General features: G+C 56.8%; 13 protein-coding genes. 8 read left to right on the plus strand and 5 right to left on the minus strand.

Features of this window, described 5'->3' with window-relative positions; genetic code table 11:
• Positions 1 to 111: 111 nt before the first annotated feature.
• Together KHW85_RS00005 and KHW85_RS00010 are read right to left on the minus strand one after the other, a co-directional pair.
• Entirely contained in the window at positions 112 to 1,419 is a 1,308-nt protein-coding gene (locus KHW85_RS00005) for a hypothetical protein (protein WP_291458216.1), read from the minus strand.
• Positions 1,416 to 2,807: a hypothetical protein gene (locus KHW85_RS00010; protein ID WP_291458217.1), complete on the minus strand. Its 1,392-nt coding sequence runs from the start codon at positions 2,805 to 2,807 to the stop codon at positions 1,416 to 1,418. The genes KHW85_RS00005 and KHW85_RS00010 overlap by 4 nt, the downstream gene beginning before the upstream one ends.
• Positions 2,808 to 3,011: 204 nt before the next feature.
• Here KHW85_RS00010 and eccCa point away from each other — a divergent pair, with 204 nt between their 5' ends.
• From eccCa to KHW85_RS00035, 5 genes are all read left to right on the plus strand, one after another.
• Positions 3,012 to 6,989 (plus strand): type VII secretion protein EccCa, encoded by a 3,978-nt coding sequence (eccCa, locus tag KHW85_RS00015; protein WP_291458218.1) that lies wholly within the window; start codon positions 3,012 to 3,014, stop codon positions 6,987 to 6,989.
• Positions 6,990 to 7,152: 163 nt separating this feature from the next.
• Positions 7,153 to 7,491, plus strand: coding sequence for a hypothetical protein (locus tag KHW85_RS00020; protein ID WP_291456714.1), 339 nt, complete (start codon positions 7,153 to 7,155; stop codon positions 7,489 to 7,491).
• Positions 7,488 to 10,361, plus strand: coding sequence for a hypothetical protein (locus KHW85_RS00025; RefSeq protein ID WP_291458220.1), 2,874 nt, complete (start codon positions 7,488 to 7,490; stop codon positions 10,359 to 10,361). The genes KHW85_RS00020 and KHW85_RS00025 overlap by 4 nt, the downstream gene beginning before the upstream one ends.
• A gap of 169 nt (positions 10,362 to 10,530) precedes the next feature.
• Positions 10,531 to 10,872, plus strand: a complete 342-nt coding sequence (locus KHW85_RS00030) for a hypothetical protein (RefSeq protein WP_291458221.1) — start codon at positions 10,531 to 10,533, stop codon at positions 10,870 to 10,872.
• Positions 10,872 to 13,670: a hypothetical protein gene (locus KHW85_RS00035; protein WP_291458222.1), complete on the plus strand. Its 2,799-nt coding sequence runs from the start codon at positions 10,872 to 10,874 to the stop codon at positions 13,668 to 13,670. Before KHW85_RS00030 ends, KHW85_RS00035 begins: the two co-directional genes overlap by 1 nt.
• Positions 13,671 to 13,784: 114 nt before the next feature.
• Here the strand turns inward: KHW85_RS00035 and KHW85_RS00040 are convergent, their stop codons facing one another.
• The 3 genes from KHW85_RS00040 to KHW85_RS00050 form a co-directional block, all read right to left on the minus strand.
• Complete coding sequence (locus KHW85_RS00040; RefSeq protein WP_291458223.1) at positions 13,785 to 14,075, minus strand: YciI family protein; 291 nt, start codon at positions 14,073 to 14,075, stop codon at positions 13,785 to 13,787.
• Between the two features lie 144 nt (positions 14,076 to 14,219).
• The gene (locus KHW85_RS00045) at positions 14,220 to 16,145 is read right to left on the minus strand and encodes a hypothetical protein (RefSeq protein WP_291458225.1); all 1,926 of its coding nucleotides are present in this window, start codon (positions 16,143 to 16,145) and stop codon (positions 14,220 to 14,222) included.
• Positions 16,146 to 16,205: 60 nt separating this feature from the next.
• On the minus strand, positions 16,206 to 16,883 hold the full coding sequence (locus KHW85_RS00050) for a hypothetical protein (protein WP_291458226.1): 678 nt from the start codon (positions 16,881 to 16,883) through the stop codon (positions 16,206 to 16,208).
• Between the two features lie 157 nt (positions 16,884 to 17,040).
• Here KHW85_RS00050 and KHW85_RS00055 point away from each other — a divergent pair, with 157 nt between their 5' ends.
• The 3 genes from KHW85_RS00055 to ppdK all read left to right on the plus strand — a co-directional run bounded on the left by KHW85_RS00055 (position 17,041) and on the right by ppdK (position 22,300).
• Positions 17,041 to 17,895, plus strand: a complete 855-nt coding sequence (locus tag KHW85_RS00055) for a protein phosphatase 2C domain-containing protein (RefSeq protein ID WP_291458228.1) — start codon at positions 17,041 to 17,043, stop codon at positions 17,893 to 17,895.
• Between the two features lie 16 nt (positions 17,896 to 17,911).
• Positions 17,912 to 19,432: an FHA domain-containing protein gene (locus KHW85_RS00060; RefSeq protein ID WP_291458229.1), complete on the plus strand. Its 1,521-nt coding sequence runs from the start codon at positions 17,912 to 17,914 to the stop codon at positions 19,430 to 19,432.
• Between the two features lie 150 nt (positions 19,433 to 19,582).
• Entirely contained in the window at positions 19,583 to 22,300 is a 2,718-nt protein-coding gene (ppdK, locus tag KHW85_RS00065) for a pyruvate, phosphate dikinase (protein ID WP_291458230.1), read from the plus strand.
• Positions 22,301 to 22,391 lie beyond the last annotated feature (91 nt).

Raw genomic sequence — 22,391 nt, forward strand, 5'->3', positions numbered from 1 at the left:
AGCCACCTTAATGCGCTACCAGACGGGTTTGCGTCCATCGGATGGGACGACTGTTGACCCTGGTGATTTCATTCCTGGGCGCGTTGATATCGATATCCCGGAGAAGTAGATTTATCGACTCACCGACAACTTCCGCTCGCCCAGCAGAAGCACCGTACCCAGCGGCACCTTGACACGTTCACCGCGGGGGAGTGGCTGAGTGGTGCCATCGGGCGCCTGCAGTCGCGTGCCATTTGCTGAGAAGGTGTCCTCGACCCACATCGCATCGCCATCGGCTGGTGCGACACGCAAGTGCGTACGCGACAGGGAACGCGTGGAATCCGCAATTGCCACTGCCCGCGCATCAGAAGGTGTCTGCTCGGGGGCGCGTCCCAACACGATGGGAGCATTGACTTCGATTCGCTGTCCGTCATCAACGATGATCGCCAGAGGTGCCGCCTGCGCGAATGCGGGGACAGAGGCCGGTGCGCTCGTTGCGGGAGTGGCCTGAGGCGTCGGTACTTGCGGAACTCGTGGCATTGCCGAGGCCGAGCTGTGGCGTGGGGGAGTGGGCACCTTGGGCGCGGCCGGAGTCTGTGCAGCTTGCAGCGTAGGCATGGGCGCGGGCATCTCGCTGAGGACCTGGCTGGGAGTCTCGGGCATCGGTGACGGTGCTGGTAGGTCGGCTGCGGGAACTCCCGCTGGCGGAATACTCAAAGCAGCAGGATCGGAAGTAGGAACTTCGGGGGACGTAACGCGTGGCCCTGCCCACTGGTGTGCTGGGGCAAGTGCGGAGGGATCCATTCCCTGAAGCTGCGCAGGTGCGGCCCCAACTCCAGCCGAGGCCTCGGCAAACGAGGGGGAAAGCTGCTGGGAATAAGCGGGAGCTCCAGCGTCTGTGCGGCCAGCGCGGACGTCAAGGTTTCCCATCCCGCAGACGCGGTCAACCCAGGTTTGGCCATCTCGAGCGATCGCCCAAGTGACGGCCGGTCCAACGACAGTCGCGTGCAAGAGCAACATGATCAGGCTGTGCGCGCTCTGGCGAGCCAAGCCGGGGGCGTGACCGGCCTCGGGACCCGCATCGGTGGCTACGGGCGCCATCGAAATTGCAGCCACTTGCATGGCGAAAGCTCCGGGAGTCCTTCCCGAATGGGCGCGAATCAGAGTGCCAACGATCCATGTCTCAAGCGCAACGATCACTGCAATGGCGATCGAGGGATAGAACCACCAAGAAAGCGCGGTAATTGCGACAAGGCATGCAAGGTCAATGAGATAGGCCGTAATCAGAGCGCCACCGGTCGCGGGCGCTGAATATCCCACGCTGGGCTGGGGGAGCCCTCGCTGGACACTACCTTGTTGAACAGCGGCCAGATGAGCCGGGTCCACACCTATTGCCTGAGAAACGGGGACCTGAACCGGGGTAATGCGAAGCTCACTCATGATGCCACCTGTCGAACGAGTTCAAAAAGATCCGCGGCGAAAAACGCAGCTGGGAAAACAACAGTCAATGACAGTGCTTGGAAAATGTCGGTAAAACGCCCAATAAGTGCGGATTGTTCTTTGCCTGAACGCAGGCGAGTCCACAGAAGAGAAACACAGCCGATGAAGACAAGAACAGCTGCCGCAATGGGAGTGCCAAGAAGGGCTCGGGAAGCGGGGGAAATAAGTAGCGTTGCAAGCAAAATGACCGCTCCCACGCGCGGAACGACTCGCGATGATGCCCAACGGCGCTCGCGGGGAACAACGACAAGCGCGATCACTGATGCGCAAACCAGCACCAGTGAGGCGATCTGCTGTAAGGAATGAATCCCGATCATTGAGTAGATCACGGGAACCGCAACAATGATCAGGCCCAGACCAAGGTATTGGACCAGTCGAGTACGTGAGGTCGCATCAGTGACGGTTCGGTTGACGCGGCGGCCGGTAATGCGTGAAGGAGAGGGAACCTCGGGTGCGCGGACAGTGGGCGCGGAGGTCGTCACGAGGGGCATATCCAGCAGCTGGGTCGCGGGGATCCGTACTGACAAGCTGGGCGAGGCGGTGATTGCGCATACCGCGCAGGCGATTGCGAAGGGCGCCACTCTGGTCAGAGAAGCATTGAGATAGGTCAAGACAGTCGCACTTGCCGTGAGAACGCCCCAACTGAGTGCGTGTGCGCTTGTGAGGGGAGTGGGACGCCAGAGCCAGAGTCCAAGTGCAACGCCCGTTGCTCCCCACAGGGGGAAGAGAAGTGCGGCGACCTGCGACATTGTGGAGATTTGCGAGGCCTCGAGATAGATCCCCGCACTTCCCAGAGCGGGAAGGACACCAAGGAAAGAAAGTCCCGCAGCGAGGGTCCAGCCGGATAACAATCCGGCGTTGGAGTGGACGCGTTTTTGGTAGAGGACAACCAGACAGAGGGCAAGCGAGAGGATACCGATTGTCAAGGGTGCCCACCACGGCACGCCCGCAATGATGGTCAATAGCTGAGCGAAAAGAGTGCAGAAGATCAGAACCGCATCCATCGCAAATGCCAGCAGGGCGCAGATGCTCAGAGCAAGGGAGGGACGGAACCACGGATCGGAGGCTCGCTCAATTGCGCGCTGTTCTTGACGCTGGCGCTCGCGGCCGGAAGTAATGGAGATGAGGACTCCCTGGGGAAGGTCAGTTCCCAAGACCGCGCCAAGATTAAGAGGACGGCCATCCGCACCGGTGATTTGCAGGCTCGGATCACTTGAATCGATATCAAGCATGGAGAGTAGGCCAGTGACCGTTGTTCCCAGCGGAACAACCAAATCTTTGACGCCGGAAGCGTCGGTGACGGTTACCGCTGCCTGTTTCTGGGTCACGCCTCCTCCTTCATGCGGTTGTGCCGGGAATTGTCCTCGGTGCGATCCGGCTATTGATCCGCTGAGGTTCTTTCACCGATTCTGTTCAAAAGTCATCATTCAGACTACCTGACCAGATCAGTGCCATGCCACGACTGCTCGTGCTACAAGCTAGGATACATACAGAAATGAAGGAAAACGGGAGATTGCACTCCAGGAGACTGTATGGCCGTCAATGAAATGGAAGCCCCCGAGCTCCCCAGCGGTGAAATCGCTGTAGAAAAGCCACCCAGCCAGGTTGAAGCCGGCGGCATGGGCTCGATCCTTGCTACCGCGATCCCCATGATGGGCTCCATGGGTGTCATGGTCATCATGGCGCTGACTCAGGGGCAGAACACGCGAATGCTTCTGATGGCGGGCGGCATGGTCTTCATGATGCTCTCCATGGTTGGTTTCAACATCTACCGCCAGGTCTCGCAGTACCGTAATAAGGTCAACTCCCAGCGTCGCGAATACCTCTCCTACCTGTCAGAGACCCGCACCAGCGTGCGAAATATTGCCGCAAAGCAGCGAATCTTCATGCAGTGGTACCTACCTGAGCCGGACTCGCTGGTGCTTTTAGCCGAAGAAGGCTCGCGCCTGTGGGAACGCGAAGTGGGCGACGATACTTCTGTCTCCACCCGAATCGGAACGTCTGACCAGGAACTGGCCATGCGCCTGGTCGAACCCGATATCCCCCAGATGGCGAACCCCGATGTCGTCTGCCATTCGGCGATGCGCCGTTTCTTAGATGTCCACAAGACCGTTGAAGACCTTCCCTTCAGCCTGGATTTGGGTCAGTTCTCTCACGTCGAGGTCGCCGGTGATGGCGAGCGCGCTCGCGGAGAAGTCCGCTCGATGATCTGCCACCTTGCGGTTATGACGCCGGATTCTGCCCTGAAGATCGCGGTATTGACGACTCCCGAAAACCTCCCGAACTGGGAGTGGATGAAGTGGTTGCCTCATATCCGTTCCGCAGAGGTCACTGACGCTCTGGGTGGTGCGCGAATGGTGTGCACCAGCTACGCCGAGCTCGAGGATCTCTTGGGTGAGGAAATGACGACCCGAGGACACTTCCAGCCTCGAAATGACGCAAGCCCTTGGCCGCATTTGATCGTTATTACTGACGGTGCCGAGCTTCCTCCCGATTCGCACCTGGGCTCTATCGAGGGCTGCGCAGGCGTGACGATCATGAAGGTCTTGACCTCGTGGGGTATGTTCATGAACCCCACCGGTGTTCGTCTGCTTCTGCATCCCGCTAATGATGAGCACACCCCCATGGAAGTTCTGCTTCTTGAGGCAAAGCCAGTGCTCGCCAACGCCGACTACATGGGAATTCCTCAGGCCGAGGCCGTGGCCCGTCGCCTGACTCGCTTCCTGACTGCTGGTGGTAGGGATGCGGCAACCCCCGTCGGCAAGCCCGACCCCAAGCGTTCTCAAGACCTCATGGAATTGCTCAATATCGGCGATATTCGTGACTTCGATGCGGAACGGCAGTGGAAGCGCCGCAATGGACGCGATCGTCTGCGCGTTCCCTTCGCTGTCACCCCCGAGGGTATTCCGGTTGTTTTGGACATTAAGGAAGCCGCCCAGCAGGGCATGGGCCCGCACGGCCTGTTGATCGGTGCGACCGGTTCCGGTAAGTCCGAGGTGCTGCGTACTCTGGTTTTGGCCCTGGCGCTCACGCACTCTCCCGAGCAGCTGAACTTCGTTCTGGTTGACTTCAAGGGTGGTGCGACCTTCGCCGGTATGTCAGACCTGCCTCACGTCTCTGCGATGATTTCGAACCTGGAGTCTGAACTGTCTCTGGTCGACCGTATGGAAGATGCTCTCCACGGTGAAATGGTTCGTCGCCAAGAGATCCTGCGTGATGCCGGTAACTATGCAAATGTCACGGATTATGAAGCGGATCGTTTGGCTGGAAAGCATGACTTCCCAGTCCTTCCGGCGCTCTTCATCATCCTTGACGAGTTCTCCGAACTTCTGACCGCCAAGCCCGACTTTGGTGAGCTATTCGTGGCAATTGGTCGTCTGGGCCGATCCTTGTCGATCCATATTCTTCTGTCCTCACAGCGCTTGGAGTCCGGAAAGCTCAAGGGCTTGGATTCGCACCTGTCATACCGCATTGGTTTGAAGACCTTCTCGGCTTCGGAATCGCGCGAGGTTCTGGGTGTGAATGATGCCTACGATCTTCCGCCCTACCCGGGTTCTGGTTTCCTCCAGCCGGGTACGGATCAGCTGATCCGCTTCCGCGCCTCCTACGTTGCCGCGCCGCCGCCGCCTCGTAGTGTCCTGCCCAGTTCGGGTTCCGAGGCCTCGCAGATCCGACTGCTTCCCTTCTCTTTGGGCGAAGTGCTGGACAACACTCCCGAGGAAGAGGCAATTCCCGAGGGAGGTCTGGTTGCGCCCGGCGATGAGCGCTGGGAAGGCATGACCGAGATTGATATTGCGGTCGCGCGCATGAAGGGTAAGGGTATGCCTGCCCACCAGGTGTGGCTGCCTCCTTTGGATGTTCCCGACACCATGGATTCGCTCATGCCCGACTTGGCTGTGGATCCCGAACTCGGCTTCATTTCGCACGAATGGCGTGCGAAGGGACCGCTGCATATCCCCATGGGCATCGTCGACCTTCCGCACGAACAGCGGCGCGAGGTTTTGGAATACGACTTTGCCGGTGCTGGCGGTCACATGTCGATTTTGGGCGGCCCGCTCTCCGGTAAGTCCACGGCATTGCGCTCGATTGTCATGGCTCTGTCGCTGACCCACACGCCGAAGGAAGTCCAGTTCTTCGTTATCGATTTCTCGGGTACTTTTGCCGCTTTCGAGGGCGCCGCTCACGTTGCGGGTGTTGCCTCTCGAGAGGATGAGGACATCTTGAACCGTATGGTGTCCGAAATCGAAGGCATCATCGAGGACCGAGCTGCCTACTTCCGCGCGAACCGTATCGACTCTATGGCGACCTATCGCCGAGGCCGTGCTCAGGGACGCTTTGACGATGGCTATGGCGATATCTTCCTTGTTGTCGACGGCTGGGGAACGCTGCGTAGTGATTTCTCGGATGCAGAAGACCGTATTCGTCTGATGGCCGAACGCGCGCTGTCTTTCGGTGTTCACTTCATTGCCACTGCGCTGCGCAAGATGGACTTCCGTATCCAGATGCAGGACATCTTCGGCTCCCGTATGGAGCTGCGTATGGGTGATCCTTCGGATTCTGAGTTCCGTCGTGAGATCGGTAGCAAGGTCCCCGAGGGACGTCCGGGACGTGGTTTGTCTATGACCGGTCACCACATGCTGGTTGCCCTCCCGCGTGCTGATGGCGATCATGATCCGGCTACGATCGGTGAGGGCGTCGAAAAGACGCTTCTGCGTATCGCTTCTGCGACCGAGCCTGGCCCGCGTCTGCGTTTGCTCCCCGAAAAGATCACCGTTTCACAGATCGAGGCAACTCACGGCAAGCAGCAGAAGATTGTTCTTGGTTTGGAAGAACGCCGCTTGAGCCCGTGGACTTTCGATCCGGAAAACGAATCGCACATGTATGTCTACGGTGACGCGAAGTGTGGAAAGACCGCGTTCTTGCGCAACCTGGGTAACCAGGTCCTGGCAAAGCCAGGTTCGCGTCGCGCCATGCTGGTTGTCGTCGACGTGCGACGCTCCCTGCTTGGCGAGTGGGATGAATCGGATATGCCGATGTACATCACCAACCGTGATGAAATCCAGGGAAGCATGGAGGCTGTTGCCGAACAGCTGCGTATGCGTCTTCCGGGACCGGACGTGACCCCCGAACAGTTGCGTAAGCGCAATTGGTGGAAGGGGGCCGAGGCCTGGGTTCTGGTTGACGACTACGACCTGATTTCCACCGGTGGTTTGAGTGGCTCACCTTTGGCTCCGCTTCAGCCTCTGTTGTCGCAGGCTCAAGATATTGGTTTCCACTTGGTGATTACTCGCCGTATGGGTGGTGCCTCGCGTGCGTCCTACGAGCAGATTTTGCAGTCCCTGTCCGAGTTGTCGGCAACCGGCATCATGATGTCGGGTAATCCTTCCGAGGGCATGGTCATTGGCCGTGAGCGCCCGCGTATTCTTCCCAAGGGTCGAGGCCTGGTTGTCTCACGTGATCAAGGAACCTTCTTGGCTCAGATGGCATGGTCAGAGTCGCGGGTTAAGTAGAAACGGATGCGTTCATTCGAACTGCATTGAGTCTTGAAGCGTGAAACTCTCAGGGAGTTCGATGTTTGAGATGGTAACTTGTCGACTGGTAAGTTCCCTGACCAGGCTAGGTTCGTGCGTAATGCGTACTGGTATTGCCGGTCATCATGGAAAGAATTGAACTGTGGCAGATAAGATCAGTTTCGACCGAGAAGCGGTTGGAGTTGTTGCGAAAGATCAGTGGCAGGATGCTGAGTCTCTTGGGCGAATTGGTGCGTCAACAAAACGCATCTCATCTGAAGGCGTTGCGGAACCGCTTCCCGGTCCCGGAGGTCCTGGTCCGCAGGCGTTGAAATCTGCGGTGAAGGCCTTTAACGAGGCGATGTCCATGGTCATTTATGAGTATTCAGATGCTGCATCGAACTTGGGATCGGCGACAGCTGGTGCGTCGGCGAACTTTGATGACACTGAGGGTTACAACCGTGAACGTGCGGCCCAGCTGGGAGTGGAGTGGGAAAAATGAGTGCTGATCTTCGATCTGGTGCGGAGGCCCTTGAGTCGCCCAAGCCCGTTACTGGGGCATCCGAAGTTGCTTCGCATTGGAAAGCTATCGGCTCGGCGATCGGCCAAACACAGGCCGCTCAGAACGCCTCGCTTCCCCCTGAATCTTGGACGGGTAAAGCGGCAGATGCTGCTTCTTCTGAAATTCAAGCACTGGGCGGAAAACTGTCGGGTCTTTCAGGACAATTTGCTACTCCTGCAAGTGCGCTCACCACTTGGGAAGAACGTAATAGCCAGGGGATCAAAACCGTCGAGAGTCTTCAAACGCAGTGGGATGAAGCGGTTGCTGCCTACAAGAAGACAAAGGCCGAAATCGATGCCCGAGCCGCGACCGATAAGGAATATAATCCGGCTTCGGATCTCAAAGCTGCCGAGAGCACCTTGGCCTCGGCTCAGGCGCCTCTGAAGAAGTCTTATGATGACGAGATTCATCAGCTGAGCGATGCTGCAAATACGGCTGCCACAGAAATTCAGAAGACTTCAAATGATACGATCCCTGCCGATGTGGTGAAGGGTGGTCGCGCTGCGGTTGGTGCTGAACTTTTTGGTAAGGATATGCCTATCGCTGACGGTGCTGCTGAATGGGACTATGCTCGCACGAAGGCTCCCCAACTACGTGATGATCTTGAGAAGGCTGCGAATTCTGATAAGCCTTTGACCGAAGCGGAGGTCAAGAAACTTCAGGAAAAATGGGGCGATAAACTGCAGAATCCTTACTGGGTCCAAGCCCTAGCTGACTCCTACCGCGATAAGCATGGAAAAGATGCAAACTTTTCCGACATGCTAAATAGGCTGGCGATTAATGCAGCAGGCACTCCTCAGGATGAGCGTGATTCCGGCGCTACCCGTAACCAGCTGATGGCGTCTGTTGGAAGTGCAATGGTTCTAGCGACTGGTGGTGTTGATGCCAGTTCAGGGGCTATTGATAATAATGAGACCTATCAAACAGTAAGAGCTGGCCTTCGGGGCCATGATGGAACGACTACTATTGCCGAAATTGAAGAGCACAATATCGCTGATTTCAAGGCAACCGGTACTCAATCCTATGAACGCTTCCCGGGGCAAGGAGCTTCCGCACACGTCAATGGCTTTGATGTCTTTTCTCAATTGACGGGGTATGCTGCGGCGAAGAACCCTAGCCTGACTTTCGGTTCTGGAGTTTACTTTGCAGGAGCCGATGGGACTTCCCTTGCTTCTGACATTATGGCCTACGATCATCAAGCTCAACGCGGCTATAACTCCTTGCATGGCGGCGGTACTGATGATGCTTCACGTTATTCGTTGATTGCGATGACGAAGGATGATGCCGCAGCTCGAGGATATGCTCTAGACCCGATGCAGGGACTTTATATGCTGTCGGATACTCCCGATGCCTTGCAGAATGGGGCAGATCACGCGTCTTTGCAAAAGGTTGAGACTAACAGATTGATGTACTTGCGAGGCTTCCTCGATGGGGATACGCCTTTCGATGTTGATCTTCCTGATGGTGCGGGTACAGATGGGCCGATTAATGTCGCTCGTTACCTGACCGGTAATCGAAATCAGGGCGGACCTGGGGCATTTCTTGGGACCGTCGACGGCGGTGAGGCGCTCGGTGACATGCTGAACGACGCTTCTAATCCTCGCAATGCTAGTGCAGCTGAGCCTGTTCCCACTGATTTCCCTGATGACCCGTATCAGAAGAAGTTTAAGGCTGCTCACGATATCTGGGAACGTGACCCGCGTGCACGGCCGACGATCGCGGCGAATACTATGGCGGGTTACCAGGATGGTCTAGATCGCGATAACTCAGGTGGATGGGGCAGTGGGGTTGAAGATAAGACCAAACAAGGCGAAGATATTTTCGGCAATCATAATTCTCGCCTGCGCTCGTGGATGGGTTCGATTATTTCGCCTTACGCGGCCGATTTAGCCGAGCAAATGCACAATAATTCATCCCCTGGCATGCAGGCTGGATCCCGAATCGACGACAACCATGCAGCGCATATGCGTTTCAGTCGAGACATGGTCGATCGGTTTAAAGGTCCGGGCGGTTTGCTCCAAGACCTTGCCTTTGACCAGCCAGAAGTCGATGACAAGGATAGCCACTACAATAACGGCAACCCTTTGGACGACAAGTACAAGGGCGGGCGAATGCCGGCCTTGAAGGCTGTCCAGGTAGCCGCGTACACCGGTTACATGGACGATGTTTCCCGGGCAATGGAAGAGCCAGATTATGACGTGCGTATGACAACAGTCAATCGCACTACTGATATCTGGACCGAGCTGATCCAGGAAACCTTCGATGCGCACTCAGACAAGAATGTCGAGGTCGCGCGCGCACTTGATAAGTCCAATGAAGAGGCACGTAAAATTGCCGATTTCATTGTCGACAAGGGGGCGGGCTACGCGAGTAGTAAGGTTCCCGTTGGCGGTGACTTGCTGGAGCATGCGATCAAGTCTGCTGCTGGTAAAGCTGAAGACGCGTGGTGGCCCACCAATAACGAGTCAAAGGCTTGGGACGAGGGGCACCACGATACAAACAAATCGGCACACGAACTCATGCAGCGCGGTCTGACGCGTGCGATGTATGACTCGCCGCATTGGACTGAGCGTGGGGGCACCGTGGATGTGTCGCCTGGTAGCCAGGGGCTGGCAAATAAGGGCTTTTCATTCGTCGATCAGGACGGCAATGTCAAACCTTATGACTCGTTAACTGCCGACGAACGCGCAACTGTTGATGGCTACTTCAAGGGAGTCAATAGTGATTTCCATGATGTTCTTGATCATCAGTATCAAGTGCAACAGGATGCGGAACAAGATGGGGCAGTTTCCCGTCCGAAGAATAAATAAGGTTGGCTAGCTGCCAATAGGGTGCATGAATTCTAGTCGGTATCGCCTGCGGGAATTTCTCGCAGGCAATACTTTTTAGTATTACTTAAGCTTGAAATGTTATCCTTTAGCAGTAAGGTACGACCGATGATGATCCGCGCTTTGCGTGTTCGAACATTGAGAGGTTCAAATGACGAATATTAGCTTCGACCGCGAGGCGGTGGGGATTGTTGAGAAAGCCCAGTGGACTGACGCTGTAGATCTAGCTCAGGTCGGTGCTTCGGTGGGTGGTTTGATGCTCAAGTGTTACCCCTACCCGGAAGAAGCAAGCGCGGGAACTAATGCGCTTGATAAAGCTCTTTCTGATTTTAAAACATATATGAGCTGGGCTGTTTTAGAATGTTCAGATGCCTGTTCAGTGCTTGGTTCCGGCATTGCAGACTACGCTCAGGATGCAGATAGTACTGAAACATATAACCGCGAGAAAGCTCGTGCGGCAGCTAGCCGTCTTGGTGTGGAAGGGGAACTGTGATGGCTGGAAAGGCAATCGGTTCAGCTACGAGTGTTGATTTGCGACCGGGTGCGGAAGCCTTAATACAGCTTCCTGATGCCACAGGTGATGCGTCTGAACTAAGCGCAAAGTTTTCAAAAGACGAGACAGCTATTAAGAACACCCAAGTTGCACAGAATAAATCGCGTGCGCCAGAAGAATGGACTGGAGCAGCCGCTGATGCGGCTTCGGATGAGATTCAAAAGCTAGGTACAAAAACGGAGCAATTGGCCGAGCCCTTCGGAGGGGCTTCGGGGGCCTTAAATGAATGGGCAACAAATCTCGGTTCCTTGCGTGATCAAATCAAGACTCTCCAAGGTGACTGGGATTCAGCTATTACCCGATATCATAAGGATGTTGCGGATGCGGGTCCTGACCCTTCGAAGCAGACGTTCATAAGTGCCCCCGGTAGTAATCCTCCGAATAATGATGATGCAATCGCTGCGTATAGAGAGGCGATTAAGAAAGCGCGTCGAAAGTTGCACAGTGCTCAAGAGGAATTTAAAACTACATACACAGGCTATCTTACGCAATGCAGTGAAGCCGCTCAGAGTGCTGCAGATAAAATTAATAATGCTCGAAGGGATGTTGTCTCCGACCAAGCGGGCGCTGGAGGGCGAAGTGTGGTAGGCGTTAATCTTTTCGGCTCAGACACCCCTCTTCTGGCTGGCGCGGAGCAATGGGAGGATGCTCAAGTCCAGGCCGAACAGATGGCTGAAGTGCTGAAGAAGCAGCCAATGACGATGCAAGATATTATGACCTTCAACGAAAAATGGGGCGATCTTCTTGAAAACCCGTTCTACGCTTATGCATTAAAACAGCGAGTGTCTACTGATGAGATCTACGCGGCAGTGCTCAATGCAGGGATGTTAGCCGGTGAAGACGCTAACCATCCAAGCTATACCTTTAATAAAAATCTTGGTACAGCACTCGCGCTAGCGACAGGCGGTGCTAACCTATCTGACAGTAATCGAGATAATCAGAAGATATTCGATTCTGTTTCGAGCGGATTAGTCGGTGAAAACGGTCTGAGAATCGATCAGACAACTCTGCGGACTCTGAATGAACTGAAAATTACTGGGCGGGAACGATTTGCCCCTCCTGGGTACGATAACGCTGCACCCGAGTTCACGATGGACGGCTATGACATCGCAGGCCAGATTATGGGGCTAGCAGGGCGTGAAAATACATCACTAACTCTGGGGCCTGGTTTTTATCATGATCCAGAAGACCCACGATTTGACCCTATCCTCGGGCAGAAGGTCCATATTAAGTCGGTATTTGAAGATATGGTTGCTTGGGATTACGAGGTTGGTGCAGGTTCTCGTGCTATAAATAACGCAGGATTTTCTTGGCAAACGCATTTAATCCCGCTCGAGTATGGCAGTAGAGACTACCTGGGTTATCTTGACCCTCTCCAAAATATTTTCACTTTGTCAGATACTCCTGATTATTTGCACGAGAACTCGGATGAAGTATTACAACAGTACGAGGATAAGCGTCTTGCTGCGTTGAGGTACGTGCTTGCCTCTGACGGACCTAAGGATGCGGGTGGGATCGAGGTTTTCCAGCCCTCAGAATCCGGGAAGATGAATATGACACGCTATCTCACTGGTTGGCGAGCCCTGGCGGGGAATGGGAGATTAGCCTATATCGATGAAGGAGATGCCTTTGGTGATATGGTCAACGACGCTTCCGTACGGACCAAAAAACCATTATCTCCGAGCGACCCGGGCTATTTAAAGTGGCAAGCTGATGACCAGCTAAGGGCGCAGGTCGCAGAGAATTTCCTCGTTGGTTACGGAGACGGCCTCAACCAGAATGCGGATACAACATCGACCGGAGAAGATGTATTCGGGAACTCTAACCCGAAGCTCCGATCTTGGTTGGGGACCGTTGTTGCCCAGCGTGTTGATGATCTAGCGTATTTGTCCGAACAGGCGAATTTTGGGGCGATGGATACCGGGCATTCGATAAATCCTCACAGCGGCTACTCAATGATGAATCTTTCGGGGGCACAGGTAAGGCAACTCTATTCAACGACTGGTTTCTTAGCGGACCTCACGCATGATCGTGCTGCTTATCAGAATCTATCCGATGCTGCATGGATGGGGTATTCGACGGAGGTTCATAACCTCGTTCGCGCTGACTATGGTTCAGATGGGAAGGACTGGATCAATAACTTCAACTCAAATACTAAAGGCTGGGATATTTTGATCAATGGCATTGACTCTGCGCCGGAAGATGCAGGTACTGCTTTGACCGAAGCTGAACATCGTAAGAATGCCGAGAATCGTGCAATGATCGATTTTGTCTTGTCTGTGGCACCTGTTGATAAAGTTCCTGGCGTTGGTGAGTTGCTCAGTAGCGGAAAGACTATTGCTGAGGGGCTTTGGAAAGACGCGCTATATGAAAAGTATCTTCCGACGGAATTTAGTGCGGAGGATCTTCAGCGGCGTGCCGATGCCGAGTTTAATCTGAAGGCGACGATTGGAGAAAAGCTGAACGCAGAAGTGCAATCAGCGTTCATGGCGCGTTCGGAATGGCCGAATACTGCAGGAATGTCGAAAGAAGAATTACTGGTGGAGTTCGCTAAACAATATCCGGGTGATGTTAGGGCGGATGGCTCTGTACCACCATATAACCAGATGACATCTGAAGAACGAGGACACCTGCGCACATTCCTTGACAGTAAAAATATCTCGAGTTTTTCTGAGCTTACTGGAGCAAACGCTGATAATGCCGCAGTAGCAAATTCCTTTGTGAAGGACTGCAAATAACAGGCCACAAGAAGGAACTACTTGTGTGGGGGGCGGGAGGCCTCAGACCTCCCGCCCCCCACACCTTCTCGCCGACGCGCTGAGTGAATAGGGCTAGCCCTGGTACTCCTTGTTTCAGCCTTCCGCCGGAATAACCCCAATCACCGGATTCCACTCGCGGGGAATGCGCTCGGAAATGAAACCGGCCTGATTAAACGGGTCGGCCTCCAAGAGCTCCAGAGCACCGGCAGCATCTTCAGCGCGCACAATAATCAACGCATCATGCGTACCGGTGTAGGGACCCGCTGCAATCAGACGGCCCTGAGCTGCAAGATCGCCGTTAAATGCGCGGTGCGTGGGGCGCACCTCGGGCATTTCACCATCGCGATCGGTGACGTAGTGGTACTCGACAGTGAAAACCTTCATTTTTCCTCCTTGAATAGGACAACACCCTCACGATATACCGGTAGCCCAGCCCCGGCACATCCGAAGGGGAGTAGAAGAGAAGGCGAACAGAAAATAAAAAGAGGCGCGGAGCTGGGCTCCGCGCCTCTTCACGCTTTCAAAAGCTCACCAGCGATCATCCTGATCAGCAGCGGCAACAGGCTTCAAGGACTCTGCGTTACCAGCGGAAAGACCCGCGGCAGCCGGAGCCTTCTCCTCAACGCCCTCAACGCGAACAGCCTTAAGGCCGCTCAGTGCGCGACGCTTCGCCTTGTCCTTTTCTTCCTTTGACGCTGCACCAGTAACCGCTCCCGTTCCGATGGGACCGCGGGCGGCCGCAGCCGAAGCGCCACGAGTTGCTGCGGAGGAAGCGCCTCCTGACACGTTGCCATTCGAGGAAGCTCCACGCGCTGCACCAGTGCCTGCTGAAGAAGCCTTGGCAGACGACGCGGCCTTAGGCGAAGCTGAGGTTCCCTTGGTAGCGCTGCCCTTAGCGGTTGAGCTGGAACCCGACGCTGCGCCAGCAGTTGTTCCCATAACGCCAGGCCGTGCGCCCACACCTGCACGAGCGGCAGAAGCTGAAGCCGAACGAGCCGAAGCAGCAGCGGACTGTGAGCCTGTTCCTGCCTTAACAGAAGCCGAGCCCTTTGCAGCGCTCGAAGCGGTGCCGCGTGCTCCGGCGGCTGCACCGTTCGCAGGTGCTCCGGTGGCCGTAGTGCCACTAACGCCTGCCGGGCGAATGCTAGCAGCCGCACGTGCACGTGCTGACATGGTCGACGCATTACTTGCCGTTGATGAGGTGCCTGCACCAGTTCCAGCGGTTGCGCCGCTTCCGTAAGCTCCGGGGGCTCCCATACCGCGCGGGAATCCACCTGCGCGAGCAGCTGTCGAGGCAGGGGTGCCCGGGTTTGCCATGCGAGCCGCATTGCCCCAGTTACCAGCCTGAGCAGTTCCGCGAGGAGTTAAAGCACCACGCTCAAGATCGTTCATCGCGCTAGAAATTGCGTTCGAGGAGGACAAACGCGCGCTGGTCGAGGGGGCGAGTGCACCACCGGCCGGCACAGTTCCGAATTGAGAAGTAGCGGCACGCGATGCGAAACCACCCATCGAACTTGCGATAGAGGTCGCGGAAGTTGCCATGCGGCCAAGGCCAGCCAAAGTGCCACCGGTCGTTAGTGCGCCACCGGCAATGGCCAAATCCTTAGAGTGTGATGACGTCGAGAAGGGGTTGTAATCAGGCTTCCAACGGGGATCGTCCGCATCGGTAACAGGTGCGGGAACATGCCCGCCAACGGGGCCATCAGCGGTCATATAACCGCCGACCGGCATAGTCGTGACGTCAACACCAGCTAGAACGGAAGATGAAGGAGAAACAGAAGGAAGGACCTCAAGTCCAGCGATTGGAGCTCCCGAACCCGCAGGGCCGACACCAGCGCTACCGCCGGCAGCATATTGAGTGCCACCGCGACTGCCGGCACCGGCAACTCCGGCATCTCTCGAAGAGGAGCCTCCACCACCATTCGAATCGCCCTCCCCATTGCCAGAGTCCCCGGAGAATCCAGCAGCAGCACTGGTCACTTGGCCATTCATGGCGTCAAGGGCTGCTTTTGCCTTAGCTTCCCTTTGGGCATTGCGCTGAGCCAGCATATTCTGGATGTACTCATTTTGAAACGCGGCTTCATTTGGCTGCCCTTGGAACATCACTTGCGCAGAAGAATAATCAGCGGTATGAAGAAGCTGTGAGCTCAGTGTTCCGTGAACTGACTTCGCTTCTTGCATAGCTTGACGAGCCTGAGTATGGGCGGTTTCCATGGTCCCGACTCGATCTTCCAAGTTAGCGATCGAGGCTTCGAAATCACTGACTTTTGATGTCATTGCCGCATGTGTTGCACCTTCAACGCCGGTGTTTCCGGAGAAGCTCGCACATGCGGTTTTTAGAGAAGCCAGCTGAGCTTTCAGGTCGTTCAGAAGCGATGCATCCTGGTCTGAATAGTCAAGGCGAGCAACTTTGGTGAGTCGATCATAGTTCTCTGTGGAGAGTGAGGCTGCCATAAGAGGTCTTTCTTCAATCCTAGGTATTACTGAGAAGCATCTCGATAGTCGATGTCGCTATCAGTTTCGTCCAAAGCCGCCAGAGGCATTCCAGGTGGGAAGTCCCGAAGTAGGTGTGCGTGGTGCTCGTAAGGCTGAAGCGGCGAGGTCATCCCATGTCTCAGAACCCTGTCCAAGCCCGCCCAAGAATGTTGGAGGGAGCTGTGGTGTCGAGGAAGAAGTGTCGTCAGCGGCCACAGGACCAAGTTGCTGCGGCGCAGGCTTCGTGAACCAGGAGTCAGCAAGACCATTAGGCAGCCCCGCTAGAAAGTTAGCGCTTTGCTGTAGTACAGCCTGGCTTGTCTTCTGGAGGTTCTGTGCACCAACCTTTTCCCTTTCGGCCTGAGCTAAGGCTGCCTCGCGCGCATCGAGCTCCTGCTCTGCCAAGGTCTCAGCCGCGCTGATATTTGTATCTTCGGCATTGCGCATCAGCGCTTGGGTCTTACCGGCAGCGCTCAAGAAAGCAATGACCTCTGCATTCAGAGAGGTAATTGCGTCCTGGATTTCTTGAAGGGCAGTCGTATATTGCTGTCGAGCTGCGACGGGGCCCGACTCTACGCCCCACTTGCCTGCTGTTTGGGCTGATGTCAGCGATGCGACCCTAGAGGTCGCCTTTCCCGCGAATTCGCCACGCGAGCTGTCTAGAGCTGATTGTGCGGCAGTAAATTCGTCGTTATTAACGCCAACTTCTCCGCTCATGCCGTCTCTCTTTCCGCCTCTTGCCCGTCAAAAACAGACAAAAACTACCTGCTCGTACATATTGAAAATACAAGATCGTTTTCAAAGGTGCACGAGCCCTTCAATATATGGGATTATTCTCGCGTAAAAGAGAACGTACGTCAAAGGTGGTTGAGCTGTGGATCTTCCTCTGTGTGGGACTGTGATTCGCACCCAGTGGGGTGCGACCAGTGACATCGGTCCTGTTCGCTCATCAAACCAAGACTCTTGGCTTGCCCAAGACCCTCTCTTCGCAGTTGCCGACGGGATGGGCGGGAACGCAGAAGGCGAACTGGCCTCGACAACCGCGCTTGAAGTGCTCTCTAACGCCCTCAGTCCCGAGGCCTTGGACGCAATTGACCCGAACCCGGCCGAACTGGTCGGCGCGATCCGCGCGGCCGCAGAGGCAGTGGCCTCGTTAGGGGAGAAGGAGGACCCGGCTGCCCCGGGAACCACGCTGTGCGGAACCCTGACCATTGACCAAGATGGTCCGCAGTGGCTGACCTTTAATATTGGTGATTCTCGTGCCTATCTCATTGCCGATGGCAGCATCCTTCAGCTGACGACCGACCATTCCGCAGTCCAAGAAGCTAAAGAATTCGCTAAGCGGACCGGTGCAGAACTGGTTCTTCCGCCCTCGAATGTCATCACTCGCGCGCTCGGCGCAGCAATGCCGGAACTTCCCCAGGCTGACTACGTCCTGACCCCAATGTGTGAGGGTGATGTTGTCGTCCTGTGCTCGGATGGCGTTCACGGTGTACTTTCAGAACAAGACCTCATCGATATCGCCAGCCAGGATTCATCTGCGCAAGAAATTGCCAATGCTCTGGTTGACCAAGCGATCGAGGGCGGTACGCGTGATAACGCAACTGCCCTTGTAATCCGTGCACAATCGGTTGTGGGAAGCCGCTACGATGGGGACATACGCGCGAGCGTGCGTCCACGTATCCCAGTGCGACCCCTTCCGGTCACAACGGCGCGCCGCGCCCGATAGAGAAAAGAGTTTTCGAATGCTGCAATTGGGCCGCCATGCAGTTCGCGGTAACGGTGGGTTCATCGTCGCCGGCCCCCTGGGCTTTGCCCTGGTTCCCGCTGACCTCGCTGACTCCGCTCAGCGCGTTGTCACCGATGCCAATGAGGATCTGACAACCTGGGTGAATTCCGCTACAGCCAGCGGTTTGTCTTTCGCGCACATGGACCTGCGCGGCCCCGTTCCGCTTCTGTCCTTGGGTGGTAGCGCGAATGTTCGCGCCATTGCTCCCGGCTATGACACCCCCTTCACCTGGGGTGGCCCGCTGTCGATGTGGGAATTTGTTCCCGGCGAGTGGACGCTCATGGATATCGCATTGGGCGAGTTCGACGATGCTCAGCCGTGGGCACACTTCGCGACCTCTGAGGCCGAGGCCTCCCAGGTCCGCATCGGTTACCCCGTAGAGCCCGAACTTCCTTCGACCCCCGCGCTGGTGGAAGAAGAGAAGTCCGCTCAGGTTCAGGAAGAGCACGCTGAGGATGCTCCCTCCGCTGAAGAATCCGCACCTGAGCCCGAGGCCTCGCACACGGTGTGGGGAGCACTTGAGAAAGAACCCCAGCCCCAGGAGGAAGCCGAAGAGCCTCAGGCAGCGGAAGAGCCCGCGCCGAAGTATCTGTGGGCACCCGAGCCCGAGGCGGAAGCAAGCGCCCCAGAGGAAACTCCGGATATTTATGCTGCAGGTGCTCAAGTTGCCGCGGCTCAGGCAGCAGTGACGCCGAGCGCCGCTCCCGTTTACACCAGCCCCGAGGCCTTGGAAGAAACCATCACCTCTGAGGCTTTCGCGGCAATGCAACAGGAAGCTTCCCAAGATGCGCCGCAGGCTAGTGTAGAGCCGCAGGCCAGCGTTGAATTGGATGCTCTCTCACTCGAGCAAAACTTTGAACCCAATGCGTTCGTCGAAGAAGAAGCTTCCATCGAAGTTCCCGCCGATGAACCCGCAGAGGTAGAGGCGCAGGTCTCGCAAGAGCCGGGCGAGCAGGAAAGCCAGCCCGAAGCTGAAGAGGTCGCCTCGGCCTCGGAAATCGAAGAAACCCCGGCGTATGGGGAGACCCCGGCTGAGGATACTCCGGCAGCAGGTGCGGCCCCTGCTTTTGAAGTCGATAACTCCGATAGCGGCGCAACGGTGCTGCGACGCGTGAGTGATGACTCGCAGCACGCGCAGGCCGGCTACCTGGTCTATGCGGGCGCTGCTCCCGTTGAACTTACTCACGACGTGATCTTGGGACGTGACCCCAATGCTCGCGTTCTGACGGGACGTCCCTCGGCAACCGTCATGCGTGTGCCCAGTCCGGCAAACGAGATCTCGCGTTCGCACGCGGCCGTCATTCCTAGCGGTTTTGGTTCTTGGATGCTCATGGATTTGGGAAGCGCAAACGGAACCCTGTTGCGCAGCTCGAATGGCAATGTTCAGGAAGTTCCTCCGCGCGTTACCGTGCCACTGAGCGACGGCGACGTTATTGATCTGGGAGAAAACGTCCTGGTCGAATTTATTGTTCGATAAAACAGCGACCATATGGTGAACGGGCCACCCGCGTAATTTCGCGGCGTGGCCCGCATCATTTGGCCGGTACTTTTCCATTGGTTAGTATGTCAATACACAGGGTCCCGATGACGGGTACCCCCCCAAAAACAACGGAAGTTGAGGGACCAGATGGTCAAGTATGTATACGACTTCTCCGAGGGCGACAAGTCAATGAAAGACTTGCTCGGAGGTAAGGGTGCGAACCTGGCAGAGATGACGAAGCTCGGCCTGCCTGTTCCTCCCGGATTCACAATTACCACCGAAGCGTGCCGCGTCTACCTACACGACGGCAAAGCCCCTGAAAGTCTTGATACTGAAGTGACCGTCGCACTTCGCAAGGTCGAAGAAGAAATGGGTCGCAAGCTGGGTGATCCCAAGAATCCGCTGCTTGTCTCGGTCCGTTCGGGTGCAAAGTTCTCCATGCCCGGCATGATGGAAACCGTCCTTAACATTGGCCTCAACGACGAATCCGTCCACGGTCTTGCTGCTGTCAGTGGCAACGAGCGTTTCGCATGGGACTCCTACCGTCGACTGGTCCAGATGTTCGGCAAGACCGTTCTGGATATCGAAGGCGACCTCTTCTCTGACGCCCTGGAGAACATGAAGAAGGAACGCGGCGTCAAGGGCGATACCGAACTCACCGCAGAGGACCTCAAGAGCCTGGTCGATATCTTCAAGACCATCGTCTACGAGCAGACCGGTGAGGAATTCCCGCAGGATCCTCGCACCCAGATGGATATGGCCATCGAGGCCGTCTTCCGTTCCTGGAACACCGAGCGCGCCCGCATCTACCGTCGCCGTGAGCGCATCCCCCACGACCTGGGTACCGCAGTCAACATCTGCACCATGGTCTTTGGCAACATGGGCGAAAACTCCGGCACCGGCGTGTGCTTCACCCGTGACCCCTCCACCGGCCACTCCGGTGTGTACGGCGACTACCTTGAGAACGCTCAGGGCGAAGACGTCGTTGCAGGTATCCGCAACACCCTGTCCCTGGCTGATCTTGAGAAGATCAACAAGCCGGTCTACGACGAGCTGCGCGGAATCATGCACAAGCTCGAAACCCACTACCGCGATCTGTGTGACATCGAATTCACCATCGAGCGCGGCAAGCTGTGGATGCTCCAGACCCGTGTCGGCAAGCGTACCGCTGCCGCCGCCTTCCGCGTCGCCGTCCAGCTGGTCGACGAAAAGCTCATCACCCGCGACGAGGCCCTGGGCCGCGTGACCGGTGACCAGCTCACCCAGCTGATGTTCCCGCAGTTCGATGCATCTGCATCCAAGGAACTCATTGCTCGCGGTATGGCTGCCTCCCCGGGTGCAGCTGTTGGTCGCATCGTCTTCAATAACGCTCAGGCCGAGGCCTCGGCAGCAGCAGGCGTCAAGTGCGTGCTGGTCCGCCGTGAGACCAACCCCGACGATCTGCCCGGCATGGTTGCAGCCGAGGGCGTTCTGACCGCCCGTGGTGGTAAGACCTCGCACGCCGCAGTTGTTGCGCGCGGCATGGGTAAGACCTGTGTCTGCGGCGCTGAAGCTCTTGAGATCGACGCCGAGGCCGGAACCGTCACCGTCGCAGGTCGCGTCCTGACCGGCGAAGACACCATCGCAATCGACGGCCAGACCGGTGAAATCTTCCTGGGCGAGGTCCCCGTGACCGACTCCCCGGTAACCACCTACCTGAGCCACGGCCTCGAAGCTGGCCTGGCTGCAGCAGCTGGCGACCCCGGTACCTCCGAACTGATCGAGGCCGTCCACCGCATTCTCACCCACGCCGACGAGGTTCGTCGCCTGCAGGTGCGCGCCAACGCCGACACCCCCGAGGACTCGCAGCGTGCACTGGAGTTTGGCGCACAGGGTATCGGCCTGTGCCGTACCGAGCACATGTTCCTGGGCTCGCGTCGTCCGCTGGTCGAGCGCGTCATCCTCTCCGAGGAAGGCTCCGCTGAGCGTCAGGAAGCATTCGATGCCCTGGAGAAGCTGCAGAAGGAAGACTTCTTGGCAATGCTCGAGGTCATGGACGGCAAGTCGATGACCGTGCGTCTGATCGACCCGCCGCTGCACGAGTTCCTGCCCCAGCTCACCGAGCTCGAGGTCAAGGTTGCACTCGCCAAGGCTGCTGGCACCGTTGAACCCGCAGATGAAGAAATGCTGGTCACCGTGCGTCGCTTCCACGAGCAGAACCCCATGCTGGGCCTGCGTGGCGTGCGTCTGGGCATCTACCTGCCCGGCCTCTTCGCCCTGCAGATGCGCGCACTGTGCGAGGCCGCCGCTGAGCTGGTTGCCCGCGGCAAGGATCCGCGCCCTGAAATCATGGTTCCGCTGGTTGGCTCGGTGCGCGAGCTTCAGCTGATCCGCGAGGAAGGCGAAGGCATCATCGCCGCGGTTGCTGCTGACAAGGGCGTTGACCTGTCCGGCATCACCATTGGCGCAATGATCGAGCTGCCGCGTGCGGCCATGACCGCCGAGGACCTGGCTGAGGAAGCCGACTTCTTCAGCTTCGGTACGAACGACCTGACTCAGACCGTGTGGGGCTTCTCGCGCGATGACGTTGAAGGCGTGTTCTTCCCGCAGTACATCGAGGGTGGCATCTTTGGTGTTTCGCCCTTCGAGTCAATCGACGTTCACGGCGTCGGTACAGTTGTGGCCGAGGGCGTGCGTCGCGCACGTTCCACCAAGCCGAACATCAAGCTTGGTGTCTGTGGTGAGCACGGTGGCGATCCCGCGTCGATCCACTTCTTCCACAAGGTCGGACTCAACTACGTGTCCTGCTCGCCCTTCCGCGTGCCTGTCGCACGCCTGGAGGCCGGACGTGCAGCTGTTGAGGATCACACAGATATGACTGCGTGATCGGCTGTAAGGATCGCGTCTAGCTGATACAGCACAGTGCCTCGCCAGCTTCGGCTGGCGGGGCACGTGCGTTTTCGGGGCACGTGCGTTT

It is taken from the genome of Actinomyces sp. oral taxon 181 (assembly GCF_018370895.1).
Lineage (GTDB): Bacteria > Actinomycetota > Actinomycetes > Actinomycetales > Actinomycetaceae > Pauljensenia.

Bases quoted from the DNA above. Each gene is read 5' to 3' on its own strand.
- eccCa (WP_291458218.1), top strand. From the start codon at position 3,012: ATGGCCGTCAATGAAATGGAAGCCCCCGAGCTCCCCAGCGGTGAAATC.
- KHW85_RS00030 (WP_291458221.1), top strand. From the start codon at position 10,531: ATGACGAATATTAGCTTCGACCGCGAGGCGGTGGGGATTGTTGAGAAA.
- KHW85_RS00025 (WP_291458220.1), top strand. From the start codon at position 7,488: ATGAGTGCTGATCTTCGATCTGGTGCGGAGGCCCTTGAGTCGCCCAAG.
- KHW85_RS00005 (WP_291458216.1), bottom strand. From the start codon at position 1,419: ATGAGTGAGCTTCGCATTACCCCGGTTCAGGTCCCCGTTTCTCAGGCA.
- ppdK (WP_291458230.1), top strand. From the start codon at position 19,583: ATGGTCAAGTATGTATACGACTTCTCCGAGGGCGACAAGTCAATGAAA.
- KHW85_RS00060 (WP_291458229.1), top strand. From the start codon at position 17,912: ATGCTGCAATTGGGCCGCCATGCAGTTCGCGGTAACGGTGGGTTCATC.
- KHW85_RS00035 (WP_291458222.1), top strand. From the start codon at position 10,872: ATGGCTGGAAAGGCAATCGGTTCAGCTACGAGTGTTGATTTGCGACCG.
- KHW85_RS00045 (WP_291458225.1), bottom strand. From the start codon at position 16,145: ATGGCAGCCTCACTCTCCACAGAGAACTATGATCGACTCACCAAAGTT.
- KHW85_RS00040 (WP_291458223.1), bottom strand. From the start codon at position 14,075: ATGAAGGTTTTCACTGTCGAGTACCACTACGTCACCGATCGCGATGGT.
- KHW85_RS00050 (WP_291458226.1), bottom strand. From the start codon at position 16,883: ATGAGCGGAGAAGTTGGCGTTAATAACGACGAATTTACTGCCGCACAA.